Source organism: Schwartzia sp. (in: firmicutes), from assembly GCF_978017985.1.
Window position 1 is genome coordinate 1 of the sequence record NZ_CDXDFU010000119.1, and the last position, 19,615, is coordinate 19,615.

23 protein-coding genes and 1 riboswitch are annotated in these 19,615 nt (G+C 45.2%); all 23 genes read left to right on the forward strand.

What is annotated here, in order from left to right; translation table 11 throughout:
* Positions 1–242: 242 nt before the first annotated feature.
* The 23 genes from ACY69O_RS05425 (at position 243) to yfcE (ending at position 19,597) form a co-directional block, all read left to right on the forward strand.
* Positions 243–1,112 (forward strand): PHP domain-containing protein, encoded by an 870-nt coding sequence (locus tag ACY69O_RS05425; protein WP_462332448.1) that lies wholly within the window; start codon positions 243–245, stop codon positions 1,110–1,112.
* On the forward strand, positions 1,109–1,273 hold the full coding sequence (locus tag ACY69O_RS05430; RefSeq protein ID WP_462332449.1) for a rubredoxin: 165 nt from the start codon (positions 1,109–1,111) through the stop codon (positions 1,271–1,273). Before ACY69O_RS05425 ends, ACY69O_RS05430 begins: the two co-directional genes overlap by 4 nt.
* A gap of 169 nt (positions 1,274–1,442) precedes the next feature.
* On the forward strand, positions 1,443–1,715 hold the full coding sequence (locus ACY69O_RS05435; RefSeq protein WP_462332450.1) for a hypothetical protein: 273 nt from the start codon (positions 1,443–1,445) through the stop codon (positions 1,713–1,715).
* Positions 1,705–2,157 carry a tRNA adenosine(34) deaminase TadA gene (gene tadA, locus ACY69O_RS05440; protein WP_462332451.1) on the forward strand — a complete coding sequence of 151 codons (453 nt, stop codon included), beginning with the start codon at positions 1,705–1,707 and terminating at the stop codon, positions 2,155–2,157. The genes ACY69O_RS05435 and tadA overlap by 11 nt, the downstream gene beginning before the upstream one ends.
* Positions 2,158–2,323: 166 nt before the next feature.
* Positions 2,324–3,361: a rod shape-determining protein gene (locus tag ACY69O_RS05445; RefSeq protein WP_462332452.1), complete on the forward strand. Its 1,038-nt coding sequence runs from the start codon at positions 2,324–2,326 to the stop codon at positions 3,359–3,361.
* Complete coding sequence (mreC, locus tag ACY69O_RS05450) at positions 3,358–4,428, forward strand: rod shape-determining protein MreC (protein ID WP_462332469.1); 1,071 nt, start codon at positions 3,358–3,360, stop codon at positions 4,426–4,428. The genes ACY69O_RS05445 and mreC overlap by 4 nt, the downstream gene beginning before the upstream one ends.
* Positions 4,425–4,922, forward strand: a complete 498-nt coding sequence (gene mreD, locus ACY69O_RS05455; protein ID WP_462332453.1) for a rod shape-determining protein MreD — start codon at positions 4,425–4,427, stop codon at positions 4,920–4,922. Before mreC ends, mreD begins: the two co-directional genes overlap by 4 nt.
* Positions 4,923–4,998: 76 nt before the next feature.
* Positions 4,999–6,786, forward strand: a complete 1,788-nt coding sequence (gene mrdA, locus ACY69O_RS05460) for a penicillin-binding protein 2 (protein WP_462332454.1) — start codon at positions 4,999–5,001, stop codon at positions 6,784–6,786.
* 46 nt (positions 6,787–6,832) lie between these two features.
* On the forward strand, positions 6,833–7,516 hold the full coding sequence (minC, locus tag ACY69O_RS05465; RefSeq protein WP_462332455.1) for a septum site-determining protein MinC: 684 nt from the start codon (positions 6,833–6,835) through the stop codon (positions 7,514–7,516).
* Between the two features lie 10 nt (positions 7,517–7,526).
* Positions 7,527–8,312: a septum site-determining protein MinD gene (gene minD, locus ACY69O_RS05470; protein ID WP_462332456.1), complete on the forward strand. Its 786-nt coding sequence runs from the start codon at positions 7,527–7,529 to the stop codon at positions 8,310–8,312.
* A gap of 17 nt (positions 8,313–8,329) precedes the next feature.
* The gene (minE, locus tag ACY69O_RS05475) at positions 8,330–8,608 is read left to right on the forward strand and encodes a cell division topological specificity factor MinE (protein ID WP_462332457.1); all 279 of its coding nucleotides are present in this window, start codon (positions 8,330–8,332) and stop codon (positions 8,606–8,608) included.
* Between the two features lie 115 nt (positions 8,609–8,723).
* Positions 8,724–9,833 carry a rod shape-determining protein RodA gene (rodA, locus tag ACY69O_RS05480; protein ID WP_462332458.1) on the forward strand — a complete coding sequence of 370 codons (1,110 nt, stop codon included), beginning with the start codon at positions 8,724–8,726 and terminating at the stop codon, positions 9,831–9,833.
* A 21-nt stretch (positions 9,834–9,854) separates the two neighbouring features.
* Positions 9,855–11,711: a TIGR03960 family B12-binding radical SAM protein gene (locus ACY69O_RS05485; protein ID WP_462332459.1), complete on the forward strand. Its 1,857-nt coding sequence runs from the start codon at positions 9,855–9,857 to the stop codon at positions 11,709–11,711.
* Positions 11,704–12,405 carry a TIGR03936 family radical SAM-associated protein gene (locus tag ACY69O_RS05490; protein WP_462332460.1) on the forward strand — a complete coding sequence of 234 codons (702 nt, stop codon included), beginning with the start codon at positions 11,704–11,706 and terminating at the stop codon, positions 12,403–12,405. Before ACY69O_RS05485 ends, ACY69O_RS05490 begins: the two co-directional genes overlap by 8 nt.
* A gap of 16 nt (positions 12,406–12,421) precedes the next feature.
* Positions 12,422–13,870, forward strand: coding sequence for an Rne/Rng family ribonuclease (locus tag ACY69O_RS05495; RefSeq protein ID WP_462332461.1), 1,449 nt, complete (start codon positions 12,422–12,424; stop codon positions 13,868–13,870).
* Positions 13,871–13,909: 39 nt separating this feature from the next.
* Positions 13,910–14,281 (forward strand): hypothetical protein, encoded by a 372-nt coding sequence (locus tag ACY69O_RS05500; RefSeq protein WP_462332462.1) that lies wholly within the window; start codon positions 13,910–13,912, stop codon positions 14,279–14,281.
* Positions 14,282–14,394: 113 nt separating this feature from the next.
* Positions 14,395–14,736 carry a 50S ribosomal protein L19 gene (gene rplS / locus ACY69O_RS05505; protein ID WP_072936418.1) on the forward strand — a complete coding sequence of 114 codons (342 nt, stop codon included), beginning with the start codon at positions 14,395–14,397 and terminating at the stop codon, positions 14,734–14,736.
* 115 nt (positions 14,737–14,851) lie between these two features.
* On the forward strand, positions 14,852–15,373 hold the full coding sequence (gene lepB / locus ACY69O_RS05510) for a signal peptidase I (RefSeq protein ID WP_462332463.1): 522 nt from the start codon (positions 14,852–14,854) through the stop codon (positions 15,371–15,373).
* 37 nt (positions 15,374–15,410) lie between these two features.
* A riboswitch (FMN riboswitch) is annotated at positions 15,411–15,525 on the forward strand.
* A gap of 58 nt (positions 15,526–15,583) precedes the next feature.
* Complete coding sequence (gene ribD / locus ACY69O_RS05515) at positions 15,584–16,672, forward strand: bifunctional diaminohydroxyphosphoribosylaminopyrimidine deaminase/5-amino-6-(5-phosphoribosylamino)uracil reductase RibD (protein WP_462332464.1); 1,089 nt, start codon at positions 15,584–15,586, stop codon at positions 16,670–16,672.
* Positions 16,673–16,676: 4 nt separating this feature from the next.
* Positions 16,677–17,324, forward strand: a complete 648-nt coding sequence (locus tag ACY69O_RS05520; protein ID WP_462332465.1) for a riboflavin synthase — start codon at positions 16,677–16,679, stop codon at positions 17,322–17,324.
* A 17-nt stretch (positions 17,325–17,341) separates the two neighbouring features.
* Positions 17,342–18,541: a bifunctional 3,4-dihydroxy-2-butanone-4-phosphate synthase/GTP cyclohydrolase II gene (locus tag ACY69O_RS05525; protein WP_462332466.1), complete on the forward strand. Its 1,200-nt coding sequence runs from the start codon at positions 17,342–17,344 to the stop codon at positions 18,539–18,541.
* 13 nt (positions 18,542–18,554) lie between these two features.
* Positions 18,555–19,022, forward strand: a complete 468-nt coding sequence (ribH, locus tag ACY69O_RS05530) for a 6,7-dimethyl-8-ribityllumazine synthase (protein WP_462332467.1) — start codon at positions 18,555–18,557, stop codon at positions 19,020–19,022.
* Between the two features lie 11 nt (positions 19,023–19,033).
* Positions 19,034–19,597 carry a phosphodiesterase gene (yfcE, locus tag ACY69O_RS05535; protein WP_462332468.1) on the forward strand — a complete coding sequence of 188 codons (564 nt, stop codon included), beginning with the start codon at positions 19,034–19,036 and terminating at the stop codon, positions 19,595–19,597.
* Positions 19,598–19,615: the final 18 nt, after the last annotated feature.

Genomic DNA, 19,615 nt, shown 5'->3' on the forward strand with positions numbered 1-19,615 from the left:
ACACAGTAGTTAAGCACGTAGAGGCCGAAAGTACTTGGCTGGAGACGGCCTGGGAGGATAGGAAGCTGCCGGTTAAAAAAACAGGAGATACGCCTTGTGCGTATCTCCTGTTTTTGTTTTTTACTTTTGTTTTATTACATATGAAGTGCTAAATGTTGCGAATATTTAATATATCTTTTTGAGGAAATAATGTATAATGTTAGGTATAATTTAATCTCCATATGCTGATGGAAGGGTTTTCTATGGGAATCATTGATTTGCATACACACTCTACTGTTTCTGATGGTACATATTCTCCGTCAGGATTAGCAGAGCTTGCTCATAAAAGAGGTATTCAGGCTTTTGCTTTAACGGACCATGATAACATTGGAGGTCTGGCAGAGGCAAAGCAGACTGCAGAGAAACTCGGAATCGAATTTGTTCCCGGTATGGAAGTTACCATGACATTTCACGGAAGAAAGATTCACATAATTGCTTTAGGTTTTGCTGCTGAGTCTGCAGAGTTTCAGATGTTATATAAAAAAATCCGTTCCGATAAAGAAGATAAAATGGATGACCTGATTGAAGGGATTCGCAGCCGGGGAGTTCCAATTACACGCGAAATGGTGCAGTCTCATACAACAGGTAATATTGACCAATATGCCGTTATGCGCTGCCTTGTTTCGATGCGCCTTGAAAAGAAGATACAGCCGCTTTGGGATAAATATATAGACCCTGTGCTCGTTGAATTGGGTATGGATGAAAATATTTCTCCGCAGGAAGCTTTTCCTCTGATACATAAGGCCGGTGGTATAGTTTCACTGGCGCATTTCCACAAAAAAATCGGACTAAAGGGTTTGTCCAGAGAAGAGCAGGCAGATGCAATAAGAGAACTTCATCAAATAGGTCTTGATGGGGTTGAAAAATGGTATCCTTCGTACTCAGATGATGATTCTGCTTTCCTTAACCATGTGATTCAGGAGCTTAACCTGTGCCCGACAGGCGGAACTGATTTCCACGGGTTAAATCGTACAGGAGTAGAGCTTGGAACAGGGATTCACGGGAATATTTCTATTCCCTACAGTGTTTTAGAGGCAATCAATAAGTACAAAGCAACGGAGGGATTAACATGAAAAAATGGGTTTGTGGTGTCTGCGGTTGGATTTATGACGAGTCCCTTGGAGACTCGGACTATGATCTTCCGGCAGGGGTAGCATTCGAGGATTTACCTGATGATTTTGTTTGTCCTTTATGCGGTGTAGGAAAAGACCAGTTTGAAGAAGCTACTGACTGAAAGCAGGCCGTGTACTTTTGTACACGGCTTATCTTTTTAAGGTTTTAATTTCCCGTTTAACATTTCTAAGTCTATTTTTCATGTTGCGTTATTATTGCATAAATTTAAGTAATTTATTGTTTTCAACGATATGAATAATGAGACGTTATGTTTTTAGGAGGTGTTAAATATGGCTGATCGAATAGAGAAAATTACTCCATCCAAAAAGGTCACTTTTGATGTTGAACAGTTTGGTCAGCGGCGTGGAAACGTAGGCGACCGCGATGGAAATTTTCAGAGGGAATTAAAAAAGAATATCGATAAGGATAAAGATAAAAAAGATGAGAGCGCTGACAATGTTTCGGAGGCGTATGTGGTAAACGTCAGCCGGGCGACTCAGTCACTGTTTTATAAGGACGATACTGTGGTAAAGGAGATTCTGAAGGATTTAAATGAGCCTTGATAGAAAGTATATGAACATAGCGCTTGAAGAAGCAGCTGCTGCTTTGGCTGAAGACGAAATTCCGGTAGGTGCTGTTTTGGTGGATTCAAACGGATTCGTTTTGGCGAGAGGACATAATGAGCGGCAGGCATTGCATGATGCGACAGCTCATGCAGAGATTCAGGTGATCAGGCGTGCAGGTGAAAAGTTAGGTGACTGGCATCTGAACGGTTGCACGTTATATGTGACGTTGGAGCCCTGTCCGATGTGTGCAGGGGCTTTAGTCATGGCAAGAGTTTCGCGTCTTGTTTACGGTCTTCCTGATGCAAAAACAGGGTCAGTGGAGTCTATTTTTAATATTCCGGGGCATCCGTCGCTGAACCATCACATAGAAGTAACGGCGGGCGTAATGGAAGATGAGTGCCATGAGCTTTTGATGCAGTTTTTCCGAAAAAAAAGATAATATTTTTCTGTAATCCTGAACTGGGTTACAGTTTTTTTATTTTGAATCAATGTAAAGACTTATACTGAATGCTCATTTTTACTCATTTAACTTCACTTACGGAAAAAGGTATGATAAAATAAAATATCGAAAAGAGTGAATGACAGGAAGGAGTTCTTTAGAAAAAATGTGGAGTCTGTTTGGTGGTTTATCTCGTGATATGGGAATTGATCTTGGTACGGCAAACACGTTGGTGCATGTAAAGGGAAAAGGTATTGTACTGCGTGAGCCGTCTGTAGTTGCTATAAAGAGTGATAATGGTGAGGTCTTGGCTGTTGGTGAGGATGCTAAACGCATGATCGGCCGTACTCCCGGTAATATTGTCGCTATTCGCCCGATGAAGGACGGCGTTATTGCGGATTTTGATGTTACGCAGGCTATGCTCAAGTACTTTATCCGTAAAGCAATGAATACAAAATCGTTTGTTAGACCGCGCGTTGTTGTAGGTGTTCCATCCGGAGTCACCGAAGTTGAAAAACGTGCGGTTATTGATGCTGCCCAGCAGGCAGGCGCACGTGAGGCTTATCTGATTGAGGAGCCGATGGCTGCAGCAATCGGAGCAGGTCTTCCGGTCGAGGATGCAACGGGAAGCATGGTAGTTGATATCGGCGGCGGTACTACTGAAATCGCTGTTATTTCTTTGGGCGGTATCGTTACGAGCCGTTCTATCCGTATCGGCGGCGACGAAATGGACTCTGCTATCGTCCAGTACGTAAAACGCATGTATAATCTCATGATTGGTGAGCGTACAGCCGAGGAAGTCAAGATTACAATCGGCTCTGCCATTGTTTCGCCGGAGTCCGATAAGTCTATGGATATCCGCGGACGCGATCTGGTGAGCGGTCTTCCGAAAACACTGAATATCAAGGCAAGCGAAGTTCGTGACGCATTGGATGAACCTATTTATAAAATCATAGATGCTGTTAAGGGTACGCTTGAAAAAACTCCGCCTGAACTTGCCGCAGACGTTATGGATCATGGTATTATGATGACCGGTGGCGGTGCGCTGCTTACCAACCTGGATAAGCTTTTGAGCAAGGAAACAGGTATGCCTGTGCTTGTATCTGAGGATGCACTTTCCTGCGTAGGCGAAGGAACAGGTAAATCCCTTGAGAATATCGAACTCCTTAAACGCGTGGTTATGACGACGAAGAAGCTGAGATAATGAGTAAAATTAAACGCGAGCAGGAATCTGGTCGTGTCATCTGGATTTTGGTTTTTGTCGCGGTCAGTATTTTCATATTGATTTTTTTTGCTGCTAAAGGCAAATTTACAGTACCTATTCATAATCAGACTGTAATTACGCTTTTGGCACCTTTTCAGCGGGCCGCAACATGGGCCGGAAATGGGATTCACGATGGATTGGCAGAAATCTGGGACATTCTGACGGTTCAAAAGCAGAATAAGATGCTCAGGAATGAAGTTGAGCAGCTTAGGGCGCAGAATGTAAAGGCTAATGAGTATGCCGCAGAAAATATGCGGCTTCGTGAGCTTTTGGGATATAAAAATTCAGCTACTCAGTTTGATCTTGTTGTCGCGCGGGTTATCGGAAGAGAATCTGCAACTTGGACACGCATGATTGTTATCGATCGTGGAACGCAGGATGGAGTAGACAAGAATATGGCTGTTGTAACAGCCAGAGGTCTGGTTGGTGTTGTAACTGAAGCCGGGCCTATGTCTGCAAAGGTTGAAATGATTCTGGATACCAGAACGTCTGTAGGTGCTTTGGTACAGCGTTCACGCGTTGCCGGTATTATTGAGGGCAGTCCCGATAATTCACGTCAGCCGAGATTGGTTAATATTCCGCGAAATGAGGATGTACAGGAAGGCGATGTTATCGTAACTTCCGGTTTTGGCGGTGTTTATCCGAAAGGTCTTATGATAGGAAAGGTTGAAAGTGTTCACAACGATTCCGGAGGCCTTTTGAAATATGCTGTTGTAGAGCCTGCCGTTGATTTCCAACGGCTTGAGGACGTGGCTGTTATAGTCGCATCCCGCGAAGCTCCGCCGGAGCCTTTGCTTCCGCCGAAACAGACACCAGGTACAGAGACACCGGTGCAGGAGCAGCCTGAACCGCAGGTACAGACTGCAGTACCCTCTGAACCTAACTCAGTTTCCGCTCCTGCGGCTAATCCGCAGGCAGGTAATTCGGCTGCAAATGCTGTGCCGAATAATAATACTCAGGCAGAGTCCAATGGGAAGAATTCAACTGCAGGACGTGGAACAAAGTGACAAGAAAATTTCTTGTATGGTTTGTATTTGTCGTAATTTTATATGTTATACAATCGTCACTGCTGCCATTTATTTCAATACATGGTATCAGTGCTGATCTTTTGTTGTTGTTTGTTGTTTCTCTTTCATTTCAGAAGGGAAGAAGAAACGGTGCTTTAATAGGTTTTCTTGCAGGGCTGCTTCAGGATTTGGCAACAGGTACGTTTTTTGGAATCAACGTATTCATAAAAATGATTGTTGGCTATGTATGCGGCATGTTTTCAAGACAGGTATATAAGGAACAGTTCTTCCTGATGATTGTTGCTGTTATGTTTGCCAGCGCCTTTCATTATGTTGTCTATGTTGCCTTTGTACTTTTGCTTGGATATCAGTTCAATGTACTGACGCAGTTTAACTCTGTATTTATACCTATGATGTTTTTCAATGTAGTGTTTTCTTTGCCTGTTCACATGTGTGTGTCACAGATATGTGAATGGCTTACGGAAAAGAAGTAAGAAGAGCACAAGATGTCCTGCTCAGGGGTGTCTTGTGCTTTATGTAGTCATATGAAGTTTCCCGGGAGCGATTTTTTTGGTTGTCAATGAGTTTGAAAACCGTTTGAAGGTATTGGGCGGTCTTGTAATCATGATCATTGTGATTTTGGTTGCACGCGTCGGGTATCTGCAGGTTTATGATGGAGAAAAATATTCTCGGTTGGCTGATGGTAACCGTATAAGGTTAATTCCGACAATGGCTCCGCGCGGTACGTTTTATGACCGCAACGGAGACAATATCGTAACAAACCGTCCGGGATTTACAGTTTCACTGCTGCCTCTGACGGCACCTATTTCTCCGGAGGTTATATCAAGACTTTCACAGCTGCTTAACGTTCCTGAGGAGGATATAAAGGCAAAAATAGATGCTCATGTCGGATTCGAACCCATCCGTATTAAAAATGATGTGGGGCCGGAAATCCGTACGATTATTGCAGAGCAGAAAAACTTATATCCCGGTGTTGTCATAGAAGTTCAGGCGGTGCGCGATTATCTCTATAAAGAACGAGGCGCGCATGTTATCGGGTATGTCAGTGAAATCAGTGATGCCGAGCTTGAAATCAAGAAGGAACAGGGATATAAGACCGGAGATATAATCGGTAAATTCGGGCTTGAAAAGATTTATGACCACTTGCTCAGAGGTACTAACGGAGGCCGTCAGGTCGAGGTTGATGTAACCGGTAAACCGGTTCAGATTTTGGGCAAGAAGGATGCAATTGCAGGCAATGACCTTATTTTAACCATTGACTGGAAACTGCAGTTAGAGGCTGAAAAGGCTATTGATGATCAGTTAAAGCTTATTGGCGCTCATGCTGCTGCCGCTGTGGTCATGAATCCGCAGACCGGTGAGGTTCTGGCATTAGTCAGCCGCCCGGCGTTTGACCCGAATCTGTTTGTCCACGGGATTTCAGAAAAAGATTGGAACGCTATCAATTCCAATCCTTACTTCCCATTGGATAATAAAGCTATTACAGGTGAGTACCCTCCGGGTTCTACCTTTAAAATTGTCACAGGTACTGCGGCTTTAACTGAAGGGGTAATAACTCCGGAGGAAAAGATATTCGACAGTGGTACCTACTGGCTTGGTGAAAAAGGAAATGCCGACGGTGAAGCACTTGGCTGGCTGAATTTTACGCAGGCATTGGCTCATTCAGATAATGTCTATTTCTATGAGCTTGGATACAGACTTGGTGTTGACAGGCTTGAACACTATTCACGTATGTTCGGGCTTGGAGCAAAAACAGGAATCAATCTTCCTTATGAATCAGAGGGGCTTGTAGCCAATAAAGCGTACAAGGAAAAGGTTTTTGAGGAAGAATGGTATATTTCAGAGACTCTTGATGCCGCGATAGGACAGGGCTTTAACCTTGTTACACCGCTTCAGGCCGCTATGGTCATGGGTGAAATCGCTGCTGACGGACGTCGTTTTCAGCCGTATCTGGTTCAGCGTATAGTTGGGCCTGACGGAAGGACGGTACAGGAGTTCAAGCCTAAGCAGCTTTCTACTCTTGATGTTCCTATGGATGTTATACGCGAAGTACAGCGGGGATTGCGCGATGTTACCAAGATTGGTACGGCAGCAGCTGTTTTCGGGCCAAACTTCCCGATAGATTTGGCCGGTAAAACGGGTACAGCCGAAAATCCGCAGGGAAGAGACCACGGCTGGTTTGTGGCATACGGTCCGTTCCAGAATCCAAACATCGTCATTGCCGTTATCGTAGAAAACGGCGGATATGGTTCTCAGTCTGCAGTTCCGATTGGGAAAAAGATAATAGAAGCTGCTTTCGGATTAAATAAACCGGCTGCAGCGCCTGTGAAAAAGTAAGTAAAATCTATCCTTGATAGAAACAATAATGTTAGGCGGGGGACCTATGAGGGAAGAAGTTTTTAAGTTAAAGGGGAATCAGTCGGGGCTTCAGCTCGTATTTGACCCGAAGATTTCTTTTGAAACACTGCGCAACGAGATTCAGAAGCGGCTGGAATCGGGCTCGCAGTTCTTCAAACGCGGGACAGTGATTCAGCTGCCGCCGGATATGCTTTCCAAAGAAAATGAGGAAAGCCTGCGAAAGCTGTTTCATCAGTATGGCGTGCTGTTCAGGGTCGAAGCTTTAGAGGAACGTCCCAAACGCCACACTTCCACTAAGAAGGCAAAAACGGAGGTGCCTGTTAATCCTCCTGATCCGGCTGCTCAGGCAGAAAAGGCTGCTGCTCAGCCTGTTGCGGAAGAACAGAAGATGCTTGTTATCAACCGCACTGTTCGAAGCGGACAGGTTATTCAAACACAGGGCGGCGTTCTGATTTGCGGTAACGTTAATCCGGGTGCCGAAATTGTTGCAGGCGGAAGCATTGATATCCGCGGAACATGCAGAGGAATTGTTCATGCAGGAGCTTATGGGGACCGCAGTTCGTTCATTATTGCTGACTGTCTGATGCCTGTTCAGATTCGTATTGCAGATTTAATAGCACAGGCTCCGGATGCGGTAGAAAAACCGTCGTATGCTGAGAAAGCCTCTGTTAAAAATAATCAAATTGTAATTGAACCTATAGAAAGGTAGGAGCAGAAATATGAGTGAAGTTATCGTTATTACGTCGGGTAAGGGCGGTGTTGGTAAATCAACAACAACGGCAAGCTTGGGCGTAGGACTCGCAATGCGTGGCAAAAAGGTAGCACTGATTGATACGGATACGGGCTTGAGAAATCTTGATATTCTTCTCGGACTTGAGCGTCGTATTGTCTACACCCTTGTTGACGTAGCACAGAAGCGTGTCAATTATGGACAGGCACTCGTAAGACATAAGAAATACTCGAATTTGTTCCTGCTTCCTACATCACAGGTCGCTGATAAAACCGCAATTGAACCGGAGCAGATGAAACAGCTCGTCGATACCATGAGACATGAGTTTGATTTCATACTTATTGACTGCCCGGCAGGTATTGAGCAGGGCTTCCAGACAGCAGTTATCGGTGCTGACTGGGCTGTTGTAGTAACTATTCCTGAGGTTTCCGCAGTTCGTGACGCTGACAAAATTATCGGACGTCTGCAGGCTGTAAATAAAGATATCAAGCTCATCGTAAACCGTATTGACCCGCAAATGGTCAAAGCCGGAACTATGCTTGATATGACATCCATTGATGATATTCTTTCTCTGCCGTGTATCGGACAGATTCCTGACGACAGAGAGGTTATCAATGCCTCCAACCAGGGTATTCCTATCATCGAGTGGAATAATACAGCAGCGGGAAGAGCTTATGACGATGTTGTAGGCCGTATCTGTGGAGAGGATATTCCGTTCAAGCCTTTTGAAACAGAAGGATTTTTCGCCCGTCTTAAACATGTATTTGGGCACTAAGGAGGGAATGTCGGACTATGAGTATTTGGGATAAGCTTTTTGGCGGTTCAAACAACCGATCTTCGAAGCAGATTGCTCACGACAGGCTTAAAGTAGTATTGATTCATGACAGAGCAAACGTATCTCCGGAAGTCATGAACCATATAAAGAATGACATCATTGAGGTTATTTCGCATTATATGGATATTGATAAAAACGCAATGGAAATCGCACTTGAAAACGATGCGGATTCCGTTGCACTGGTCGCTAATATTCCGGTGAATAATATGCGCCATGATGCAGGACGGCGTCGGTAATTTCACAGAAATTATTTGGATAACGCTTCTGGCTTGCCGGAAGCGTTGTTCTTTGTAATATGCCTTCATGAAATGTGGTTGATTTCTGTGATTGTTTGGGAGGCTTGTTGAGTTCATGATTAATAAGCGGTGGCTTAGAAGAACAGACTTTACTTTGATAATAGCAGTAGGCGCTATTATCATAATGAGTTTAGTAATCATAGGCAGTGCTACACATATAAATGAAGCTGCATCAGGACAGCGTTTTGCTTTTGTAGAACGTCAGGGCTTTTTTGCGGTTTTGAATATAGCATTGGCAGTGTTTTTTATGAATTTCGATTATAAAATGCTGCAGCGGTACGGAAAAAATCTTTATATTTTTAACCTGATTCTTCTGGTTGCGGTTATGCTTGTGGGGCACAGCGCACTGGGTGCTCAGAGATGGATACAGATTGGTCCGATTACATTGCAGCCGTCTGAGTTTGCAAAGCTCATTATGATTGTGTCTCTGGCATCTATGCTTGAGGATAAGGTTGGGAAATTAAACAGCCTGCAGGATTTGCTGCCTGTTGCGCTGTATGTGGGAGTGCCTTTTCTGCTGGTTCTTAAGCAGCCGGATTTGGGGACATCACTTGTATTTATTGCTATTTTCATCGGTATGGTATTCGCCTGCGGAGTAAATTTGAAGCTGCTGGGCGGAATATTTGCCACAGGGATAGCCTGTGCTCCTTTGCTATGGCATTTTTTAAAGGATTACCAGAAAATGCGTATCATGGTATTCCTTGACCCGAACGTTGACCCGTTGGGATCAGGCTATCACATTATCCAGTCTAAGATTGCCATTGGTTCGGGAATGTTATTCGGAAAAGGACTTTTTGGAGGAACACAGAGTCAGCTGAACTTTTTGCCGGAAAACCATACAGACTTTATTTTTGCGGTTGTCGGTGAAGAGTTGGGCTTTATAGGCGCAGCTTTTCTGCTGCTGCTTTATTTGGTTGTGCTTTGGCGCGGTATTATGATTGCGCGTGATGCAAGCGATACATTCGGTATGCTGCTGGCTGTAGGTATAACATCCATGCTGGCATTCCATGTACTTGTAAATGTCGGTATGACTACGGGAATCATGCCTGTTACGGGTATACCTCTCCCGCTGATGAGTTATGGTGTCAGCTCGCTTACCACAAATATCATGTCGATTGCGATATTGATAAATATATACATGAAAAAGCATAAGCTAGTTTTTTAATGCTTGGAGGATTTAGGTTTTATGGTTCACCTTACGTCGGATATACTGCAGTCTGTCGTTAAGCCTGCGAGATACACAGGCAGCGAATGGAATGCTGTACATAAAGAATTAGATGGTATCACCTGCCGTTTTGCATTATCCATGCCGGACGTCTATGAAGTTGGTATGTCTAATCTTGGTTTGAAAATATTGTATGAGATTTTGAATAATCGTCATGACACATGGGCAGAGCGTGTATATGCCCCGTGGATTGACATGGAAGAGCACATGCGGAATAAAAACATTCCTCTGTTCTCCCTGGAATCCTTTACGGAGATGAAAGAGTTTGATTTCATCGGTTTTTCTCTGCAGTTTGAAATGTGCTTTACTACTGTACTCAATATGCTTGACCTCTCGGGTGTAAGCATTTGGGCGAAGGACCGTAAAGAAGATGAGCCGTTCATTATCGGCGGAGGCCCCTGCGTTTATAACGTTGAGCCTGTTGCCGATTTCTTTGACCTGTTTGTCATCGGTGAAGCCGAAGAAGCTCTGCAGGAGCTTGTGGATGTTTTTGCTGCATGGAAAAAGGAAGGCCGTCCGGATGGACGCATTGGCTTCTTGAAGCGTGCAGCACAGGTTCAGGGCATTTACGTGCCGTGTCTGTATACCCCTGAATACTCGGAAACAGGAATGTATACGGGAATCAAGCCTGTTGATGATAAGACACCGGCAGTAATATACAAGCGTATTGTCCAGAACATGGACGACGTCGAAACAATGGAAAAACCGATTGTTCCATATATTGATATTGTCCATAACCGCATCATGCTTGAGCTGTTCAGAGGCTGCTCCAGAGGCTGCCGCTTCTGTCAGGCAGGCGTAGCATACCGTCCTGTGAGGGAACGCTCTGAGGAAAAGCTCCGTGAATTGGCACGCAAGATGATTGACAGCACAGGATATGACGAAATCTCGCTGACTTCTTTGAGTTCAGCGGATTATTCGTGTCTTGGCGGCCTTGTGGATAATCTCATGTGTGATTTTTCCAATGAAAAGGTCGGATTTACTCTTCCGTCGCTTCGTATCGACAGCTTCTCCATTGATCTGGCAGACAAAATGCAGCAGATTAGAAAAAGCGGACTGACATTTGCCCCGGAAGCAGGTACTCAGCGTATGCGTGACGTCATAAATAAGGGTGTCACTGAGGAAGATCTGCTGGCGGCTACGGGCGCGGCTTTCAAAAAAGGCTGGAAGACTGTCAAACTGTATTTCATGATCGGACTTCCGACAGAAACCGATGAAGACGTTATCGGAATCGCCAAACTGGCAAAAAAGGTAGTAGACCATTACAAGGAAGTTACAGGACGCAGAGGCGTAAAAGTAACCATCAGCGTGTCCTGCTTTGTTCCTAAAGCGTTTACCGCGTTCCAGTGGTTCGGTCAGAACACGCTGGAGGAGTTTGCCCGCAAACAGCAGCTCATTAAAGAGCATATTACGGACCGCTCTATCCATTATAACTATCATGATGCACATGTCAGTCTTCTTGAAGGTGTACTGGCGCGTGGAGACCGCAGACTTGCTCCGGTCATTTATTCAGCATGGGAAAACGGCTCAAGATTTGACGGCTGGACAGATCAGTTTGATTTGGAACGCTGGAACAAGGCTTTTGAGGAAAATAATATCGACCCGAATTATTACAATCACCGCAGCCGTGATTTTGATGAAGTGTTCCCGTGGGAGCATACAACACCGGGCGTAAGCCGTGCATTCTTGAAGCATGAATATGAAAAAGCCGTTGCCGAACAGCTGACGAAGGACTGCAGACGCGGCGACTGTGCCGGCTGCGGAATCTGCCAGACGCTGGGAGTTAATATTGTAGATTGGGGGCGTAATCGTGCCTGAAAAAGCAGCTGCATTCACATATAGAGGCGAAGTAACCAAAGAGGACGCGTTGCGCTTTATCTCTCATCTGGATTATTCGGCACTTATAGAACGTGCTATATGCCGCGCAAAGCTTCCCGTTGCATACTCCGAGGGATTTAATCCCCACATGAAGCTGTCATTCGCATCAGCTCTTGCTTTGGGCGTTACGAGCGACTGCGAGTATATGGAATTTATTCTTTCAAAGGATTTATGCCAGCCTGAGGTCTTTGAGCGGTTAAGCGCTCAGCTTCCCGACGGCGTTACGCTGAAGGCTCTGAAAAAGGTTGAAGGCAAACATAAGGCTTTGATGTCTCTGGCTGATGAAGCACGGTATATAATTTCTTTTTCCGCAGAAGGGCAGGAGAAGGAATGGGCACAGGCGGTACAGGCGTTTAACAACGCTGAGGTCTGCATCTATAAGAGAGTGACACCGAAAAAGACACGCGAAATAGATATAAAGCAGTATGTCATCGGACAGCTTGAAATAAAGACGGAAAACAATATGATAGAATTAACCGCAGCCTTAAAAATTACGCCGCAGGGCAGTGTTAAGCCTGCAGAAATTGTTGAGTATATTTCCAAAACTCATGGGCTGAACAATAATATTTCAGACGTCGATATTCGCAGAACAGAACTGTTAGCCGGCGGCGGGAATTTAATGGATGCACAATAACCGGAGGAGATACTCCATGAAAACAATATTGGTTTCTGTCTCAAAAGAGGAGACCCGGATTGCTGTTGTAAAAGATGAACAATTAGTGGGGTTTGAACTGGAACGGCCGTCACATTCGCACCTTGTAGGAAACATCTACAGCGGAAAGGTTCAGAATGTACTGCCGGGTATGCAGGCAGCATTTGTTGATATAGGATTTAAAAAGAATGCTTTTCTCTATATTGGAGACGGTATGCCGCCTGACGTAATGAAATCGTTCCCTCAACAATCCCGCATTCATATCGGGCAGGTTCTTCCTGTTCAGGTTGTAAAGGATGCAATAGGAATGAAGGGCCCCCGTGTCACGACACATTTATCAATTCCGGGACGAAATATTGTTTTGATGCCTACCGCAAGGTATATCGGTATGTCACGCCGTATTACCGATGAAAATGAGCGCAAACGTCTGAAGGATATAGCCGAAGAGGTCTGTCCTGAGGGAATGGGATTGATTATCCGCACTGCTGCGGAGGGCCAGTCCAAAGAGGCATTTGCTGACGAAGTAAAATATCTCGAAACCCTGTGGAATTCTATTCAGGCAAAGCAAAAAAGGACAGGAGCGCCTTCACTTCTTTACCGTGACGCGGATTTGCTTATCAGATTAGTGCGGGATCAGGTCACCAAGGAAATTGACAAAATTATCATTGATGACGCTGAGGCAGAGCATAGAGTGCGTGAGCTGCTGGAAGTAATTTCCCCTCAGCTCGTGGATAATCTTTCCGTTTATGAGGAAGAAAAAGACCTTTTTGAAGCTTATGGGATTGATGAGCAGTTAAAGCAGATTAATTCACGCATGGTTGAACTGCCGTCAGGAGGCTTTCTTGTCTTTGACCATACCGAGGCACTGACTGTTATTGACGTTAACACAGGCAAGTTTATCGGACATGACAAGCTCGGCAATACGGTTTTTGATGTAAATATTGAAGCTGCGCATGAAATAATGCGCCAGATATTCCTGCGTGATATTGGCGGAATAATCATTGTCGATTTTATCGACATGGAAAAAGACTCACAAAAAGAAGAGCTGCTCCAGCTTTTGCGTGAGCTTAGCGCAGATGACAGGAAGAAAACAAATGTAGTAGGAATCACCGCATTGGGACTCGTGGAGATTACGCGAAAGAAAACACGCGAAAACATGGAGAGCCTGTTGTATAACGACTGCCCGTGCTGCGGAGGAAGCGGAAAAATTGTTTCCGCGGAAACCATTGCTGTCAGAATCTGTCAGGATATAAGACGGGTTGAAAATCATAACCATGCTCCGTTTGGCTATGAAGTTGAGCTAAATCATGTTACAATGGAATCACTAATAGATTCTGATATACTGGATCAGTTCAAAAAAGAACTGCAGCTGAAGATTGTATTGAAGAAGAAGGACGACTTGTATCCGGGCTTCTATCTGATTACACGCCGCTCGGCTGATGATTGAGCAGAATATGAACATTACGCTGAACAGGAGGCGTAAATCATGGAAGAAAAGGCAAAAAAAAGGATTGCGGATTCGAAAGATATTCATGAGAAAGCCGTAAAAAAGCTTTCGATGGAAGAACCGTTTTGGGCTTCATTTACCCGTGCTTTTGTCGGTGTAGGCGTCTGTATTTGTATATTCGCTGCTATCTATATAACCTGGACAGACTATCAGCTCAGGGTTTTCCGTGATGAAGTGCAGGCTGTTCTCGACAGCGGAAAAGGCATGGACTCCTTGCGGCTTATCGACGACTGGCGCGTTGATAATATCACCGATAACACAAAACGCGTTTCCCGTGCCGATGGGCATTACGTTGTTTTCGTGTGGTATCTGCCAAGCGGAAGGTATTTGGTAGACACAGTAGATAGATAAATAAATGCTTGCAAAAGCATAAAGCTTATGATATCATATCAAGGTATGCGGGCGGTCCTCTGGACAGATGATTTTATCTGCCACGAACGTCGCGGAAATGGAGGAACAGACAAATGAACATTATTCAGGCTTTAGAGCAGGAGCAGCTTCGCTCGGACATTCCGGAATTCCGTCCGGGAGATACGGTTCGTGTACACGCTAAGATCGTCGAGGGTACACGTGAGCGTATTCAGATGTTCGAAGGTGTTGTAATCGCTCGTCAGGGTTCGGGCGTTCGTGAGATGTTTACGGTTCGTCGTATCTCTTACGGTGTAGGCGTAGAGCGTACATTCCTCGTACATTCCCCGAGAATCGACAAAATTGATGTCGTTCGCCGTGGTATCGTACGTCGTGCTAAGCTCTATTATCTCCGTAACCTGACTGGTAAAGCAGCACGTATTAAAGAACGTCGTTGATGATGATGGGGGACTGTTTTGCAGTCCCCCAATTTGTTTTTAGGAAACACTGATAAAATGAGTTTCAGGCATTGTTATGATATCAGTGTTTTCTTTATCACTGGAAGGTGAAGGGATGAGTTCCTTGGGAGAAGAAATTAAGGATTGGATTGTTTCGATAGCTATTGCCGTTGTTCTGGCAATGGGAATAAGATATTTTATTGTCGAGCTTTATTTGGTAGATGGTCCGTCCATGCGGCCGACACTGCAGAGCGCAGAGCGGCTGGTAGTCAATAAATTCGTATACCGCTTCCGTGCACCGGAGCGCGGCGAGATTCTTGTCTTCCGCTATCCGCGTGACCCGAGCCGTGACTTCATCAAACGTGTCATTGCTGTACCGGGAGACACCATTGAAATTAAAGACGGACGCGTTTATGTAAATTCCACGCTCATGAACGAGCCGTACATTTTAAGCAAGACGAGAGGCGATTATCCTTTGGCAACTGTTCCTGAGGGACATATCTTTGTCATGGGAGATAACCGCAACAATTCCGAGGACAGCCGATTTGCTGATGTCGGATTTGTACCGTATGATTTGATAAAAGGAAAAGCGATTCTGGTTTTCTGGCCGTTCAGCCATTTCAAAGCGCTTCCCTGATTTGCATTCAAAATATACTTATGTTAATATAAATCTGATAAGTCTTTGGGGCGGGGTGTAATTCCCCACCGGCGGTAAAGCCCGCGAGCCGACAGGCATGATCCGGTGTGATTCCGGAGCCGACAGTATAGTCTGGATGGAAAAAGACGGTCTTAGTTATGTTTGTTTAGAGCCGCCTTTTTGGGCGGCTTTTTTTCATGGGGCGGAAATATGACAGATGAAGAATACATGCGTGTGGCGCTTGAGGCTGCTGCACACGCGAAAGGAAGAACATCTCCAAACCCTTTGGTTGGGGCAGTTGTAGTAAAGGATAACCGCATTGTTTCTGTCGGCTGGCACAGAAAAGCAGGGACAGAGCATGCGGAAATTCATGCACTTAATATGGCAGGTGAGCTGGCAAAGGGCGCGACTGTATACGTTACCCTTGAACCATGCTCGCATTACGGCAGAACGGGCCCCTGCGCAAAGGCTTTGGTTGAAGCCGGAATATCCCGTGCTGTTGTCGCAATGCTTGATCCCAATCCGCTTGTGAGCGGCAGAGGAATTCAGATTCTGAAGGATGCGGGAATACAGGTAGATGTGGGCATTCTTGAAGATGAAGCAAAGAAACTGAACGAAGTTTTTTTGAAATGGATAGTAGAAAAGATTCCTTTTGTTACCTTAAAAATGGCAATGTCATTGGATGGAAAGATTGCAACATGCACAGGCGAATCCCAATGGATTACAAGTGCTGAATCAAGACAGAAGGGACACGAATGGCGGGATAACACAGACGCTATTCTTGTAGGAATAGGAACCGTATTGGCAGATAACCCGCAGCTGACGACCAGAATAGGAAAAGAAGGACATAATCCTGTCCGTTTAGTAGTCGACAGCAAGGCAAGAATACCTATTGAATCAAAAATGCTGCATGACAGCGAAGCTCCTGTGTGGGTGGCTGTTACAGAAAATGCTCCGGCAGAGAGAATCGAAGCAATAAAAAGCACAGGTGCTGAAGTTATCGTCTGCGGAAGTGAAGATACCGTAAATTTGAAAGTTTTACTGGAACAAATCGGAGAAAGAAGAATAACCTCTCTTCTCGTTGAAGGCGGAGGACAGGTTGCGTATTCTTTCCTGCGTGACGGCTTGGTAGATAAAGTAGAGGCTTTTATTGCTCCGAAGCTCATAGGCGGTAAGGACGCAAAAACTCCTGTTGAGGGAGAAGGCTTTTCCGCCCTAAAAGATGCGGTGGAGTTGGAGCAAATGACATATCAAACGATTGGCAGCGATATCCTTGTTACGGGATATGTGAGGAAGTGAGCGAGTGTTTACAGGAATTGTTGAAGAACTGGGAACGGTAAAAAAAGTTACCACGAATACAATAGAGATTGCGGCATCAAAGGTTTTGGAGGATGTTCACATAGGCGACAGTATTGCCGTCAACGGAGTCTGTCTCACAGTAATATCCTTCAGCAAAAATGATTTCTGTGCTGATGTAATGCCTGAAACCATGCGCTGCACGGCTCTTGGAAAGCTTTCGACAGGCAAAAAAGTAAATCTTGAGCGGGCGCTGACATTGAATGGCCGCTTGGGCGGACATGTCGTAAGCGGTCACGTTGACCACGTCGGCGTAATCACAGGAATACATGAGGAGGACAACGCGAAGATTGTTTCCGTGTCGGTTCCTTACGAGTCCATGGATTATATCATTCCGAAAGGCTCCATAGCAATCGATGGGGTAAGCCTTACAGTTGTCGATACCTCAGAAGCGGGCTTTCGCGTATCGCTGATTCCGCATACGCAGCAGGAAACAGACCTGCATTTGAAAAAGGTAGGAGACCCTGTGAATATAGAGACAGACATACTTGCAAAATATGCGGTCAACCTTTTAAGGAGAAATCAGAGCAAGCCACAGGTGTCAAAACAAAAAATAACTGCTGAATTTTTGGCTGAACATGGATTTGATTCATGACAGGAGGTAAAGAGTTTATGGGATATGCAAGAGTTGAGGATGCAATTGAGGATATCCGCCAGGGAAAAATGCTGGTGGTGGTTGATGATGAGGACCGTGAAAATGAAGGCGATTTAATCATTGCGGCTGACTTCGTCACGCCGGAGGCCATCAACTTCATGGCAACATATGCAAAAGGCTTAATCTGCACCCCGATTGAAGGTTCACGTCTTGATGAACTTGACATTCCGCAGATGGTCACAAATAACACTGACAATCACGAGACGGCGTTTACCGTTTCCGTTGATGCTTACGATACAGAGACAGGCATTTCAGCGTATGAACGCTGCCAGACAGTAAAAATGCTGATTGACCCGAAGGCAAAGCCCTCCAGCTTCCGCCGTCCGGGACATGTTTTCCCGCTCCGTACAGTACCGGGAGGCGTTCTGCGCCGTGCGGGACATACGGAAACCACCACTGATCTGGCACGTCTTGCAGGTCTTTATCCTGCCGGACTGTGCTGCGAAATCATGGCTGACGACGGTCACATGATGCGCACACCTGAGCTTATGAAATTTGCTGAGCATCACGGCCTGAAAATGATTACAGTACAGGCCCTGATTGCCTACAGAAAAAGAACAGAAACCTTCATCAAGAAAGTAGCTGATGTAGATTTCCCGAGCAAATACGGTCATTTCAGAATCAAAGCCTATGAAAGCACGCTGGACGGAAAATGCCATCTTGCAATCGTAAAAGGAGAAATCGCAGGCAAAGAGAATGTACTTGTACGTGTTCATTCCGAATGCCTTACCGGCGATGCGCTTGGTTCACTCCGCTGTGACTGTGGAGACCAGCTTGCAGCCGCATTGAAACGTATCGAGGAAGAGGGCGCAGGCGTTGTACTCTACATGCGTCAGGAAGGACGTGGAATCGGACTTGCGAATAAAATCCGTGCCTACGCGCTGCAGGACGAAGGAAAAGACACAGTAGAAGCAAACGTGCTTCTCGGATTTGCTCCTGACCTCCGCGATTACGGCATCGGCGCACAGATTTTGTCAGATTTGGGATTGACCAGTATTCGACTTATGACGAACAACCCGGCAAAACGTGCAGGTCTTGAGGGCTATGGTCTGAAAATCACGGAGCGCGTTCCACTGGAAATTCATTCAAATAAATTCAACAAACGCTATCTTAAAGTCAAGAAATTGAAGATGGGACATCTGTTAAAAGAAGAATGAGGAGGAAAATATCATGGCTAACATTTTAGAAGGAAAATTACTCGCAGAAGGAATGCGGGTTGCTATCGTGGCATCGCGTTTCAATGAATTTATCACAAATAAGCTTTTGGCAGGTGCTTTGGATGTTTTGCACAGACATGGCGTTGCTGACGGCGATATTGATGTAGCTTGGGTTCCGGGAGCTTTTGAAATCCCTATGGTCGCAAAGAAACTGGCTGAAACAAAGAGATATGATGCTGTCATTTGCGTAGGCGCAGTTATCCGCGGTTCAACAACTCATTACGATTATGTGTGCAGCGAAGTTTCCAAGGGTGTTGCACAGGCAGGCCTTTCTACAGGAGTTCCTGTTATTTTCAGTGTCCTTACTACAGAGAATATAGAGCAGGCAATCGAGCGTGCCGGAACGAAAGCAGGAAACAAGGGTGCTGACGGCGCTATGGCTGCTATCGAAATGGCAAATCTTTTAAGGCAGATTAATTAATGGTATAAGTTATGAAAATAGGAATTATTAGCGATACACACGGAAGCGCAGAAGCATGGCGCAAAGCCTACGGGGATTTTTTCTCTGACGCAGACCTGATTCTTCATGCGGGGGACCATCTTTATCATGGTCCGCGCAACAGCCTCGCTGCGGATTATTCTCCGAAGGACTTGGCTGAAAGCATCAATACATGCAGTACGTCCATAATATCTGTACGGGGAAACTGCGATTCTTCTGTTGATGAATCAGTCCTTGATATACCGCTTGTTTATCCGTATTTATTTTCGTACATCGATGGTTTTCACTTTGTTATGACACATGGCGATGTTACGGAAACGAAAGAAGAAAAAATGCAACTCGCAAAAAAGCTGCATGCGGACATCTTTATAAGCGGACATACCCATGTTGCAGGCATAGAAAAGGACGACGGATGCATTTTTATCAATCCGGGCTCTCCGTCCCTTTCAAAACGCGGCGACGGCAGACAGACTATTGCAATGCTTGATTTATCGAAAAAATACGTTAGAATCTATGACTTATATACAAAAGAAATAATCGAAGAAGTTGAAATTTAAGGAGTTAGTATGGACCAA